Origin of the sequence: Acinetobacter sp. D009 (assembly GCF_038562025.1) — a bacterium.
GTDB lineage: Bacteria > Pseudomonadota > Gammaproteobacteria > Pseudomonadales > Moraxellaceae > Acinetobacter > Acinetobacter pittii.
In genome coordinates this window covers 637,932-650,268 of the sequence record NZ_CP151886.1, presented here as the reverse complement: position 1 = coordinate 650,268, position 12,337 = coordinate 637,932, and the positions used below count along the sequence as shown (strand labels likewise).

Genomic DNA, 12,337 nt, shown 5'->3' with positions numbered 1-12,337 from the left:
AATTTTTATGCCTGAACCGTTAAGTCCTTAACAGTCGTTGATGAACCATTGTTTTTAACCGACTCAATTCCTTTATCTCGTGAAGCTTCACTCGCATAAAACTGACTCGTACCAATAATCTGATGATTTGCAGCTTTCAAATTGAAATAAGGTTTCCCATTCTTTGCAGTTAAACGCTCATATCGGGCGTCATCACCACTGTTTTTCTGAATTGACTCAATACCATTTACAGCAGAGGCTTTTGCCTTATATAGCTCGCTATTTAAAATAGGCTCACCATTTCCTGCCTTTAAGATAAAGCGATATTGTCCATCACTCGCTTGTGAAATTTCGTACCATCCTGCCATAAAAACCTCATTTTTTTGTTGGTGTGGGTATGACTTTCGTTATTATTCTGGACGAAAGTTATTTGTTATTAATGACAATATAAAGGCGTAAATATTCCTTGAACAGTCCATTTTTTATACTTTTTCGTAATAAAATTATAATGATGTTAGGAATTTAAAAAGCAGAGATATAGACATATATCTCTGCTGAAATGTAATAATAATTAACAGTTTAAGCTTTTTTTACAAATTCAGATTTTAACTTCATCTGACCAATACCATCAATTTTACAGTCAATATTGTGACCATCACTTGCATCTGGCACTAGACGAATCGTTTTTACCTTCGTACCTACTTTAACGACTGAAGAAGAACCTTTAATTTTTAAGTCTTTGATTACAGTGACGCTATCACCATCTGCCAAGACATTTCCATTTGCATCTTTAATAATTTCTTGTTCTTCAGTTGCTGATGCTTCTCCTTCTTTCCACTCATGTGAACATTCAGGACAAATCAATAAGTCGCCATCTTGGTAAGTATATTCTGATTGGCATTTTGGGCAGTTTGGCAAAGACATGAAAAAAATCTCAAAAAGTATATTATGCGAGAAATGACTCATTTTTTAAAGTTTTAAATAATAGACTTTTACCAAAAAAAAATTTATATATTAGTTTAAGTTTTTACTTAATAAATATTCCTTCAAAATAATTGCGTGATTGTTTTCAACATCCTTGGCTGAATATAAAAGTGTGACTGTATTCCTTGATGCGATTTGTTGTAGCTCCTGAACTGCGGAATTAGTCTCAAGCTCTTTTAAATATCGCTGTTTAAACTCGTGCCAATGATTTGGTGTTGCAACATGAAACCATTTTCTAAGCTCGGTCGATGGTGCTATTTCTTTTAGCCACAAATCCAAATGAGCATTTTCCTTACTAATTCCCCTACTCCATAAACGGTCAACCAATATTCGCTTTCCATCACTAGGCTCAGCATTTTCATAAATTCTTTTAATTTGGATATTCATCGTTTTTCTCTGCATATAATTTATATTTTAGAATTATTCTATATTTTATTTATTTTGAATAAAGCTCAAAAAGAAAAAGTGAGCAGAAATAAATCTACTCACTTTTCTATAGGACTCTAAAAAATAACTTTTTATTGATCTGGAATTTCAGCTTCAATCAATAAAGTAAGCAAAGATAGAGATTCTTGCCACCCTAAGTAGCATGCCTCTACAGGAATCACTTCTGGTATGCCTTCTTGCGTAATATGCACTTCTGTACCTACCAATACGCTTTTTAATGTAATAGTAACCTGCATAGTCCCGGGTAAATTTGGGTCATCAAATTGATCGTTGTAGCGAATTAGTTCATTTAGAACTAACTCTACATATGTTCCGCCAAAAGCATGTGTTGAACCTGTTGAAAAATTGGTAAAACTCATTTTGTATGAGCCACCAACATTTGCATCAAAACTATGAACTTTCGCAGTAAAACCGTGGGGCGGTAACCACTTGACTAAAGCATCTGGATCTAAAAATGCACGGTAAACTCGCTCGGCTGGAGCCTTAAACACGCGATGAAATTTCACTGTTCCTGTTGCCATCATATTCTCCTTATTTTAATTTCCTTAAAATTATTGAAATTATGGCTATTAGCTTAAACCTTCCGATTTATCTGAACGTATATTTTTGGTGTTTTTTTAAACAAAAAAAGCCAGCTTCAGGACAAACTCAAATTACAAAAACTATGGCTGATTTTTTAGTAAAAATGGAGCAAAATAGTCAGCAATCATAAAGAAACATATTGAATTTGAGATTAATCATGAGTCTGCTCGCTTTCTCCTCATATGCTTTAAACGGTGTAGATGCACAAAAGTTTTTACAAGGTCAAGTTACTGTAGATACTGAACGTTTAGCTGAAAATGAAACTCGCTATACAGCGATTTGTGATCTTAAAGGCCGTATTCACTTTGGCTTATGGCTAAAGAAGATTAATCCTGAAAGTTTTGAAATTGTAGTTACTCAAGATCAAGCTGAAGAGTTTGCCAAGCATATTAAAAAGTATGGTGCCTTTTCAAAAATGACTTTAAGTGAACAAGGCACTGTGTTCCCAAAAGTTGTGAATCATCAAACTGAATTCACTACTGCTGAAACTGATATTTCAGAATGGCAAAAACAAGCCATTATGACTGGTCAAGCTTGGATTACACAGGTTACTGAACATGAATTCCAACCACAGGAATTACGTTTACATCAACGTGAAGGCGTCAATTACGACAAAGGGTGTTACCTAGGTCAGGAAATTGTGGCGCGTCTTTGGTTTAAAGCAAAACCAAAACACTGGTTACATCTCGTACAAGGTACAGGTGAAGCACCTACTTCAGCAACTCAATTAAATAACGATATTGAAGTCGTTAATAGTATTGCAAATGATCAAGGTTATCTTGCTTTAGTTGTTGCGAAACCTGCTGCTCTACAAGAGTTAGGACTTCAAGTTCTTGAGTTACCAGAAGCTTTAAGTGGCGACGTTGCAAGACCACAATAATAACTTTTATTAGTTCAAACTGCCCACTGCTAAGTTAGTGGGCTTTTTTATAGATACAAAACACTAATGATTTCATTAGATTAGAACATCAATTTTTTAAGCTTTATATGCCATCATTAGCCCTGTTGAAATTAAAGAGAAAAAAGATGAAAACTAAGCTTGCTACACTCATGTTGAGTCTGGCTATTTTCGGTTCTGCTCACGCTGATGTTAAAACACTTGAACAAAATCTTAAGACGAATTATCCCGATTTACCTGTAAAGGGTGTTTATCAATCTCCTGTGCAAGGTATTTATGAAGTCTATACAAGCGGCCGCATTGTCTATACCAATCAAGATGCAAAGTACTTTTTTGTTGGTAATTTAGTCGACATCAAACAACAAAAAAATATGACTGAAGAACGTATTGCCGAATTGGGTAAGATTGACGTTAAAAGTTTGCCATTAAATCAGGCGATTAAATATGTAAAAGGTAAAGGCGAACGTACAATCTATGTCTTTAGTGACCCAGATTGCCCATATTGCCAACGCCTAGAACAAAATATGGTTGGGGTTGATAACGTAACCGTATATGTGTTCCTTTATCCTCTTACTAGTTTGCATCCAAATGCTGAAAAAGTTTCAAATCAAATCTGGTGTTCAAAAAATCTGGCAGAAGCTTGGACAAACTATATGCTTAATCGCAAATTGCCGACTAATAGCAAAAGTTGCTCAAGCCCAATTCAGAAAAATATTGCTTTAGGTCAAAAATTAAATATCGATGGAACACCTACCCTGTTCTTGCAAGATGGCCAAAGACTCTCTGGCGTACCAACTGATGCCAAGCAAATTGAAGCATTACTTCAGTCAGCAAAATAACAATATTACCCACTCTGTTTTATAAATATGAGTGGGTATTTTTTCTCCACAATTTGCCCAAAGTGCAGTGCATTATATACAAATCGGCTGTTTACTTTCAGCAATCAATATTTATGATGAGAAATTGAAACTCTTTCATGCATCAATGGAATGATGTAGCTACGAAGTAAAAGGTTAAAAAGAAATGAAGAAATTACTAATCGCAAGCCTAATCACCCTTTCAAGTGCATCAATTTTTGCAGCTGATAACACAGCGACTGCTGCTAAAACCGATGTTTTTAAACAAGCTGAGCAACTCTACGCAGCAAAAAATTACTCCGCTGCATTTCAAGAAATGCAACGCTTAGCCCAAACAGGTAATGCCCAAGCTATCTATAACTTAGGCTATATGACTCAAATGGGCCAAGGTACAGCAAAAGACTCTTCTAAAGCTATTAAATATTATGAGGATGCTTCAAATAAGGGTTATGCCCAAGCGAGTTACACACTTGCACAAATTTATGAGTCTGGTGAATTAGGGGTTGCCAAAGACAGCAACAAATTCAGTCAATATATTCAAAAGGCATCGGCTCAAGGTTCTGATGATGCAACTGTGAAAATTGCGACAATTTTATTTGCTCAGAAAAAACCGCAGTCACATCAAATTGCCCTTCAAAAATTAGCGCCTTTAATTCGAAAAGGAAACTACCCTGCTATTCAGGTCAAAGCACTCTATGACATTAGCCAAGGCGTTGAAAATAAAAATCCTTTAATGAAACGCCAAGGTATCGAAGCTTTACAATCAATTGCTCAAAAAGGCTATGCACCTGCTTCTATGGCTTTAGCAACCATGATGGCGAATGGCAATATCATTCCGCAAAATCTACCGCAGGCTAAAAAGATCTTTACTGAACTTGCCAATCAAAATGTGCCTAACGCTAAAGAGTCTTTAGTGTCGGTTGATAAGATTATTGCAGAAAAGAGCAAACAGGCTGCAAATGCTCCTGCACAGCCAGCGCCCAAAAAATAATGGATGATGAGCCCCTTATGGGGCTTTTCTTTTACCACCACAGAGCAATCAGCCAGCTCACCCCAATAAAACCGACAATTGTACTAATCATAAGCGGTGTTAACGCCTTTTCATTTAAGCCATAGGCTTGTCCAAAAATTCCGAAAGCAATCGGCATCGGTAAAGCAGCGATTAATGTTCCTGCGTAAAGCATTTCACGGCTTACATTTGGAGTTATTAAAAAAAGTGCAAAAATAACAGATGGCATTAGCACAACTTTAAAGGTCGCCAACAAAATACTTTCTATATTTACTGTTGTTATTCCAATACCTACTAAACTTCCGCCAATTGCAAACAAGGCTAAAGGCGAAGCTGTACGTCCAAGTAACTCTAAAGACTGATCAAGTGTCGCAGGAAGATTAACATCTAAAAGAATGCATCCCATCCCAACCAAAATAGCGATAATGACAGGATTCTTGAGTAAGTTTAAAAATGTCTGTTTTAAAAGCGGTAAAAGATTTTGCTGTTGATGTAAACCAGCTTCGGCCAAAATGAGCATCAATGCCACAATCAATAAATTTTCAATGATGAGTGTTAAAGAAATATAGATTGCAGCGTGATTACCTATCAACATGGTTAGAATAGCTGTTCCCATAAATCCAGTATTGGACATAGATGCCCCCATCGATATGACGGCGCTATGGGTTAAGCTATTTTTAAAATATTTTCGATAGAGAATAAAAGCAAAGAAAAATAAAATTAAAGATCCACCGCCATAAGCAATAAAATAAGCGGGGTGCCAAATGTCTTGTAAGCTTTTATTTGCCAAAGAATGAATTAAAAAAGCCGGTAAGGAAATTTTAATTACAAATGCGCTAAGAGCCCTGATCTGTTCAGGTGTTACCAATTTGATGAGGACACAAACATAGCCCATCAATAGCAATATCAAGATAGGTAAAATAACCTGAAAAACCACTGACCGTCCTCACTTAGCGAAAGAAAAATGGGCAAAGATGACTTTGCCCAATACAATTAAAAAGAGTTAAAAAGCTGCTTTAATCCATGTGGTTGGGAACGTAAATACTGAGGTGCAATTTTAACTTCTGCACCTAAAGTAGCGGCAGCATGCCAAGGCCATCTTGGGTCGTACAACATTGCACGAGCAAGACCAATAGCATCAGCTTGCTGGTTTTCCAGAATTTGTTCGGCATGTTCTGGCTCAGTAATTAGCCCTACAGCAATGACTGGAATAGACACATGCTTTTTGACTTGCTCAGCAAATGGAACTTGGTAACCTGCCCCAATCGTAATAGATTGATGCTCGTGCAAACCACCACTAGACACATGCACATAGGCTGCGCCCAATTGCTCTAAAGCTTTTGATAAACCCACTGTAGATTCAACATCCCAGTGCTCGATGCTCTCTAACCAATCAGTCGCAGAGAGTCTAACACCAACAGGATAACCTTCAGGTACAGCGAGTTTAATTGCCTGAAGAACCTCAAGAGTCATACGCATACGGTTTTCTAATGAACCGCCATATTCATCAGTACGCTGATTGGCAATTGGCGATAAGAATTGATGAAGTAAATAACCATGTGCAGCATGAACTTCAATCAACTCAAACCCAGCTTCTACAGCACGTTTTGCAGCCGCTGCAAAGTCTTGTTGAACCTGTTTAATCTCAGCAATGGTCAAAGCATGGGGTGCTGCATCATGAACAGAAAAAGTACTTTCACTTGGTGCAACCGTTTGCCAACCATGAGGTTGATCTTTTGCAATCTGACCTTTACCTAACCACGGTTTTTCAGTAGATGCTTTACGCCCTGCATGTGCTAACTGAATTCCAAATGGCATTGGTGAAAGTGTATGAACCTTAGCTAACAACGCTTTGATTTGGTCACGTTGCTGATCATTCCAGAGCCCAAGGTCAGCATAGCTAATCCGACCTTCAGGTTGTACAGCAGTCGCCTCAACAATACAAAGTCCTGCGCCAGACAATGCATAATTCGCCCATTGCTGTTCATGCCAATAGGTAATTTCACCGTCATCTGTTGCCGAATATTGGCACATCGGAGCAATTACAATTCTATTGACCAGTTGTAGTGAACCAAAGCTAACCGTTTCAAATAATTTTGCCATTTTTAATTCCTAGAATTGCTTAATTACACGTAAACCTGCACTCCAGTTACGTCCATCCGCTGGTTCAAAGTAGCGTCCATTACCATCATTTACGATCACTGAACCTGCATAGTTTTTATCAAATAGGTTATCAACACGGGCAAAGCTGTTCACTTTCCAGTCACCCATTACCCATGCATAACCCACATTAGCAGAGGTTACACTGTAGCTTGGTGCTGCGTCACTGTTGGTATCATTCACGTATACTTTATCCATATACTGTACATCTACACCGCCATATAGACCGTGTGATGGCTGCCAAGCCAAAGAGGCATAAGCTTGGTTTTTAGCAATTCCTGGAATGGCATTGCCCGATGGAATTTGAGCAATACTTCCCAAAGCTGGAATATCAGCATCAAAAGTTGCATCTAAATATGTATAGCTAGCAGTCGCTGTTAAATCTCGCCACAACTTTTTATTCCATGCAAACTCTACCCCTTCACGTAGGGTTTTATCGGCATTACGGAATGTTGATCGACCATTTGAGTTGCCGGCAGAAACGATATCATCTTTGGTTTTAGTTTGAAAAACTGCCAAAGTAAAATCACCTAATTGGTTTTGTGATTTTAAGCCTGTTTCATAGGTATCGCTTGTGGATGCGGTTAAATCAAAATTAAAACCACTTTCTCCATCTGGACGATATGCCATTTCAGTAAAAGTTGGCGTTTCAAATCCTTTGGCATAACTCACATAGGCCATGAGTTCAGGTAAAATTTGCCAGCTTAAAGCAGCAGAAGGCAAAACTTTATTGTAATCAGTCTTACCACTATCGTCGCCATTACTTAAATAGTTATCTTTAGATTTGTAATGGACATTGCTATAGCGTACACCCGTGTCTAAACGCCACGTTGGTAAGAACTGCCATGAAGCTTGTAAATAGGGGTCAATATTCCACAAAGTATTATCTTCATCACGGCGTAAATTACCTTTGACACCATAAGAAGGTTGACCATTTACCAAATTATAGTTTTCAAAACCTTTACGATCTTCATCCATTGCATCTAATGCAACACCAACACTTACAGTGGTGTTTGCAAGTAATTGTTTGCCCGTCCAACGGAAGTCAGCACCATAATAATCACGTTCAAAATCAATTACCCCGCCTGCATGATTGATGCTGGCATCTTGTGTTGATTTAGGAATAGATTGATATTGAGTGACTTGGCGATTACCTAAATATGCCATGGCATAGAGTTCATTTTTATCATTAATAGGCTTAGACCACGTCACACCCGTTTGAGTTTGTTCAATATCTTTACGGACATTAAATTGCTTTAAAAATGGAACTTGTTGCTTTGGATTTGCATTCCACTGGTCACGGGTTAAACCCTGCGGATCGTCTGCATGGATTTTGACATAGTTGGTTACCCAATTGATTTTACTTCCATCATCAAGACTCCAACTGAGCTTTGCATTATTTAGTACTTTTTCTGCACCGCTATGTTCTCGGTAACCATCAGTATCGAAATACGATGAACTAATAACATAGCTTGGTTCATTCGCACCCTTTGCTCCACCTTGTAGCACGAGCCCTGCTCGGCTTTTATCGTGACTGCCTCCCGAATAGCTCAGCTCAATTGAATCTTTGCCTTGCCCTTCTTTAGTAGAAGTTAAAATTGTCCCACCCGATGAGTTTCCATAAAGTGAAGAAAAAGGTCCTGTTAGAACTTCAACATGGTCCAGACTACTTAAATCGATATTAGACGTTTGGCCTTGTCCATCCGGCATTGTTGCAGGAATCCCGTCTACATAAAGGCGAATACCACGGACACCAAAAGTAGAACGTGCACCAAAACCACGCATAGAGAGCTGTAAATCTTGTGCATAATTTTCACGATTGCGAAGCTGTAAACTCGGTATACCCTTTACAACTTCGGTTAAATTTACTTGTGAAGAAGTATCAACTTGAGGTGCATCTATTCTAAAAACCGAGGCCGGTGTCTGCAAATAGGTTGTATCGGTACGGGTTGCTTCCACATGTAATGTTGGCAATACAGTTACGTCTTGTGTTAAATCTTCTGCCCAAACAAGTGGGCTAGAAATACAGCCCATACTCATCAAAATACAGTAATGAAGTCGGTCTAAGCGTAATAAGGACATGCTTATTTCCTTTATTTATATTGTAGTTATGATAACAAAAAGCGGTGTCTTGTCTGGATATTGAATTCGATCTGCATTGTTGTAAATCTGGAACACTCTTCCTCGATATCTAAAAACTGATTTCCAGATTAAAATTATCGACTCAAAGATGGATGATCTTTCCAGCAATATCGTTCAGGCCAATGTTTTGCTTCTTCGGCATAATCAATTCCAATCCGTGGCGTTAGAACTACTTCTGGTTGCGTTGATGCCGCTTCAACCCATAGTCCAGATTCCTCTCCCAAGGTTTGTCCTTTTAAAGTCCGATCAATCCCTAAATAGCGTGTCAATTTGCCGGGTCCAGCTAAAAGCTTATAGTCTTTTTTAGTTGAAGCACCATTTAAAAATGCAGAACGAATCATTACCCCTTCAGGCACACCTTCTGTCTGAGTAATAAGATTGAGCATTTCATACATGCCATAAATTAAATAGACGTAAATTGTGCCACCAGGGCAATACATTACCTCTGTTCGAGCGGTGCGTTTGTTATTGTAACTATGGCAAGCTTTATCACGAACGCCCAAATAAGCTTCAGTTTCACTAATTGTACAGCGGATCACTTGGCCATCAGGTTGTCGCTTACACAATACGCAGCCGATTAAATCATAAGCTACTTCTGAGGTTTCTCGTTGAAACCAGCTTAATGGTAAAATATCTGACATAGTAATCTCTGAAATATTACATACCACACGTTATACTTGATTAATCCAGTATATCTGTTAATTCTGCGAGTTGGCATGCCTGAGTTACCCGAAGTCGAAACCACCAAAACCAGTTTATTTCCCTTATTGAATCAAAAAGTTCTAAGTGTTGAAGTACGCAATCCTAGCTTACGCTGGCCTATACCAGATGATGTTCAGAAACTTGTTGGGCAACGTCTCATTGGGTTAAATCGACGTTCAAAATATATTTTGGCAGAGTTTGAACAGGATCAAATGCTTTGGCATTTAGGCATGTCAGGAAGCTTTCGTCTAACCGAGCCAAATGACGAACTGAGAAAGCATGACCATCTAATTATTCAATTTGAAGATCAGCAATTACGTTACCATGACCCTCGCCGTTTTGGTTGTATTCTTTGGCTTAATCCCGAGACTCAAGGCAAACTCATAGATACTTTAGGGCCTGAACCTTTAAGTACTGATTTTCATGCAGAATATTTAGCTTCTAAGCTCAAGAATAAGTCTGTCGGCATAAAAATTGCACTCATGGATAATCATGTAGTGGTTGGTGTAGGCAATATCTATGCAACTGAAAGCTTATTTAACGTAGGCATTCACCCAGCTCAGCCTGCTGGCGATTTGACTATGCAACAAATTGAAAAACTCGTTGTCGAGATTAAACGCATTTTAAAGTCGGCAATTGATTTAGGTGGCTCGACATTACGAGACTACAGCAATGCCATGGGAGAAAATGGTTATTTTCAGCAAACATTGCTCGCGTATGGTCGTGCTGGAGAAATGTGTGTTAACTGTGAAACCACATTAGAAAACTTAAAACTTGGTCAGCGTGCCAGCGTATTTTGCCCACAGTGCCAACCGCTTAAAAAGCTGAGAAAGCCTTAATTTTTTGGAGGAAGACAACATGCAAACAGCAATTGTCCGACATATTTTAGTCAAAGATAAAGACTTAGCTGAGCAGCTAAAAAAGAAGCTTCAAAGTGGCGCTGACTTTGCCAAACTTGCCAAGCAATACTCTACCTGTAATTCGGCAAAACGTGGTGGTGAACTTGGTGAAGTCAAAAAAGGGCAATTGGTGCCCGTCATCGACAAAGTTGTTTTTACAGCTGCTGAACGTGTGTTACAAGGTCCGATCAAAAGTCAGTTTGGCTATCATCTTTTAGAAGTTAAATTCAGAATGGGGAGCTTAAGATAAGCCCCCTCACAAGTTAATTTAAATTCATAAACAATAGCGCAGTTACTCAATAAAAGAGGTCATTACCGACCTCTTTTATTTTTTAAATTTACCACCAATATTCTAGTTGCATACCAAAATTTGACCCATGTCCTGTGTTATAAAAATCACTATCAGGATATAAATTGTCTCTCAAATTCTGTTCATCCTTGTTCCAAAAGGCATAGGTGTAATACAAGCGAAGTTCAGGTCTGTCGTAATATCCCATTCCTTTTAGTGACCAAGTTGGTGCAATAGTCAATTTTGTTAGGCTTCGATTTTGATCATTGCTATCTATCCGGTCATAGCCAATTTCAGTCGATATTTTAAAATGGTCTTGTACAACATAAACCATTCTGGAGCCTATCGAAAACCATTCGCTATCATTCTGATTCTTAAATTTATCTTTTTGATATATAAATTGAGCCTGTCCATTGAAAACTTTATTTTCAGATTCCCAATCTAAAACTTCAATGAATCTTAAAGAAGAATTATCTCGGTCCAACTCAGGGTTGCCAGTATAACTTAGCCCCATACCTGCTCCTTCGCCATATTGCAAAGCAACTGTATTCTTACCATTTAAGACATCGGAAGTTATATTCTGCAATGTTAAGGCCCAACCTGTATGATCTGCATCAATAATAGATAAGCCTGTATTGAGTTTATTTGTATCGTTTAGCTGAATGTCTTTTATGGTAAGGTCATGTCTATTAATATATTTTTTCTGAAATACATTATCTTTTCTAGAAAAAACATAACTTAATGACAGGTCATTAATTTTATAATTATCGATCCCGAACCCTGTTCCGCTTTGGTTCCAATAGAATAAATCAGACATATGAATATCATTTCGATTATAAAATCTTCTTCCAAACCAAAGATTTGCTCCATTTAAATAAGAAATATTTTTCCAGTCTAGATAGATCTGGTTTAAGCGCGTATAGCCATCGTCACCACTAAAACTTAAACTTTGACCATACTGGTTATAAAATTGAAGCATTCCATTAATACTAATCTCAGAATTATCATTCAGTTTTAGAAGACTTTGTTTAGCAAATAGCTCTGCATATTGTTCACATTCATTTCCAAGACGGTATTTTGAAGGTGCGCCAATGAGCTGAAAACATTCTTGTAATTCCCCGCTATCTGTAACTCCTATGCCTGTACGTACATATCCTCCAATTTCAGTAGCGAAAGTAATTTGCGATATGGCATAAAACGTAGTTCCAATAATCCAAGGAGACTTCTTCATTTAAAATTCCTTTTTAAGTGTGAGCTTTCCACACTCACTTATATTCCAAGTAAGGTTGGATAAAAGGACTAATGGTTATTAGAAAGAAAACGAAGACTATTTGATTGATTTGAAAAGGCTCAAACAAGAGCCTCTATATATTATTTTTAAAACTAGAT

14 protein-coding genes and 1 pseudogene are annotated in these 12,337 nt (G+C 37.8%); 6 read left to right on the top strand and 9 right to left on the bottom strand.

Annotation, left to right across the window (positions count from 1 at the left end; all coding sequences use genetic code 11):
• Positions 1-5: 5 nt before the first annotated feature.
• The 4 genes from AAC388_RS03210 to AAC388_RS03195 all read right to left on the bottom strand — a co-directional run bounded on the left by AAC388_RS03210 (position 6) and on the right by AAC388_RS03195 (position 1,934).
• On the bottom strand, positions 6-347 hold the full coding sequence (locus AAC388_RS03210; protein ID WP_005064346.1) for a YegP family protein: 342 nt from the start codon (positions 345-347) through the stop codon (positions 6-8).
• A 211-nt stretch (positions 348-558) separates the two neighbouring features.
• The gene (locus AAC388_RS03205) at positions 559-903 is read right to left on the bottom strand and encodes a zinc ribbon domain-containing protein YjdM (protein ID WP_002116259.1); all 345 of its coding nucleotides are present in this window, start codon (positions 901-903) and stop codon (positions 559-561) included.
• Positions 904-993: 90 nt separating this feature from the next.
• A complete protein-coding gene (locus AAC388_RS03200) occupies positions 994-1,350 on the bottom strand; it encodes a DUF488 domain-containing protein (protein WP_342371187.1) in 357 nt (118 codons plus the stop codon).
• A 131-nt stretch (positions 1,351-1,481) separates the two neighbouring features.
• Positions 1,482-1,934, bottom strand: a complete 453-nt coding sequence (locus tag AAC388_RS03195; protein WP_342371186.1) for an SRPBCC family protein — start codon at positions 1,932-1,934, stop codon at positions 1,482-1,484.
• A 38-nt stretch (positions 1,935-1,972) separates the two neighbouring features.
• On the opposite strand from AAC388_RS03195, the pseudogene AAC388_RS03190 reads away from it, so the two are divergent.
• The 4 genes and pseudogenes from AAC388_RS03190 to AAC388_RS03175 all read left to right on the top strand — a co-directional run bounded on the left by AAC388_RS03190 (position 1,973) and on the right by AAC388_RS03175 (position 4,738).
• Positions 1,973-2,090 (top strand): annotated as a pseudogene (locus AAC388_RS03190) (hypothetical protein).
• A gap of 59 nt (positions 2,091-2,149) precedes the next feature.
• The gene (locus AAC388_RS03185) at positions 2,150-2,872 is read left to right on the top strand and encodes a folate-binding Fe/S cluster repair protein (protein WP_342371185.1); all 723 of its coding nucleotides are present in this window, start codon (positions 2,150-2,152) and stop codon (positions 2,870-2,872) included.
• A gap of 146 nt (positions 2,873-3,018) precedes the next feature.
• Entirely contained in the window at positions 3,019-3,729 is a 711-nt protein-coding gene (locus tag AAC388_RS03180) for a DsbC family protein (RefSeq protein WP_342371184.1), read from the top strand.
• A 184-nt stretch (positions 3,730-3,913) separates the two neighbouring features.
• The gene (locus AAC388_RS03175; protein WP_342371183.1) at positions 3,914-4,738 is read left to right on the top strand and encodes a tetratricopeptide repeat protein; all 825 of its coding nucleotides are present in this window, start codon (positions 3,914-3,916) and stop codon (positions 4,736-4,738) included.
• A gap of 31 nt (positions 4,739-4,769) precedes the next feature.
• On the opposite strand, the gene AAC388_RS03170 is transcribed toward AAC388_RS03175, so the two are convergent.
• The 4 genes from AAC388_RS03170 to AAC388_RS03155 all read right to left on the bottom strand — a co-directional run bounded on the left by AAC388_RS03170 (position 4,770) and on the right by AAC388_RS03155 (position 9,699).
• Positions 4,770-5,693, bottom strand: a complete 924-nt coding sequence (locus AAC388_RS03170; protein ID WP_204085469.1) for an AEC family transporter — start codon at positions 5,691-5,693, stop codon at positions 4,770-4,772.
• 56 nt (positions 5,694-5,749) lie between these two features.
• Entirely contained in the window at positions 5,750-6,859 is a 1,110-nt protein-coding gene (locus AAC388_RS03165; RefSeq protein ID WP_342371182.1) for an NADH:flavin oxidoreductase/NADH oxidase, read from the bottom strand.
• Between the two features lie 9 nt (positions 6,860-6,868).
• Positions 6,869-8,998, bottom strand: a complete 2,130-nt coding sequence (locus AAC388_RS03160) for a TonB-dependent receptor (protein WP_342371181.1) — start codon at positions 8,996-8,998, stop codon at positions 6,869-6,871.
• 134 nt (positions 8,999-9,132) lie between these two features.
• Complete coding sequence (locus AAC388_RS03155; protein WP_032005484.1) at positions 9,133-9,699, bottom strand: DNA-3-methyladenine glycosylase; 567 nt, start codon at positions 9,697-9,699, stop codon at positions 9,133-9,135.
• Between the two features lie 75 nt (positions 9,700-9,774).
• Here AAC388_RS03155 and mutM point away from each other — a divergent pair, with 75 nt between their 5' ends.
• A complete protein-coding gene (gene mutM / locus AAC388_RS03150; RefSeq protein WP_032005485.1) occupies positions 9,775-10,599 on the top strand; it encodes a bifunctional DNA-formamidopyrimidine glycosylase/DNA-(apurinic or apyrimidinic site) lyase in 825 nt (274 codons plus the stop codon).
• A 19-nt stretch (positions 10,600-10,618) separates the two neighbouring features.
• A complete protein-coding gene (locus AAC388_RS03145) occupies positions 10,619-10,909 on the top strand; it encodes a peptidylprolyl isomerase (RefSeq protein ID WP_002051379.1) in 291 nt (96 codons plus the stop codon).
• 88 nt (positions 10,910-10,997) lie between these two features.
• Here the strand turns inward: AAC388_RS03145 and AAC388_RS03140 are convergent, their stop codons facing one another.
• Positions 10,998-12,179 (bottom strand): carbohydrate porin, encoded by a 1,182-nt coding sequence (locus AAC388_RS03140; protein WP_342371180.1) that lies wholly within the window; start codon positions 12,177-12,179, stop codon positions 10,998-11,000.
• Positions 12,180-12,337: the final 158 nt, after the last annotated feature.